Annotated in this window: 1 protein-coding gene; it reads right to left on the reverse strand. The window is 64.2% G+C overall.

Features of this window, described 5'->3' with window-relative positions; genetic code table 11:
- The coding region (locus tag NS4_RS31065; protein WP_157106364.1) for an AMP-binding protein at positions 1–612 on the reverse strand (612 nt) is incomplete at both ends.

The following is a 612-nucleotide window of genomic DNA, read 5'->3' on the forward strand; positions in this document are numbered from 1 at the left end:
CCCCGCGCCACCCCCGCACCGGCCAGATACAACTCCCCGGCCACTCCCACCGGCACCGGCCGCAGCCGGGCATCGAGGACTGTGACACCGAATCCGATGGTGGGGGTGCCGATAGTGACGATTCCGCCGGGCTGCAGAGCAGGGCTGATGGTGGCTTGGATGGTGGCCTCGGTGGGTCCGTAGGCATTGAACACGTTATGACCGCGGGCCCACCGGGCCGCCACTTCGGGGGAAAGAGCTTCGCCGGCGACAGCGAGGGTATGCAGCGTCTCGAGGCCGGTCGGATCGACGGAAGCAAGTGCGGTAGGAGTGAGGAAGGCGTGGGTTACGTGTTCACTGCGTAGGAGGCGAGCCAGTTCGGCGCCGCCATAGACCGTCGATGGGACAATAACCAGCCTCGCGCCGACACCGAAAGCCATGATCATCTCGTAGATCGAGGCGTCGAAACTCGGTGAAGCCAAATGCGAAATACGGGCATCATCGGTGACAGCGAGGTGTCGCTGTTCCGTGACAGCCAGATCGGCCAACCCTAGGTGGGTGACCGCCACGCCTTTCGGGATGCCGGTGGAGCCGGAGGTGTAGATCAGGTAGGCGATATTGTCCAGGGACAGC

It is taken from the genome of Nocardia sienata NBRC 100364 (assembly GCF_001613205.1).
Taxonomy (GTDB): Bacteria; Actinomycetota; Actinomycetes; order Mycobacteriales; family Mycobacteriaceae; genus Nocardia; species Nocardia sienata.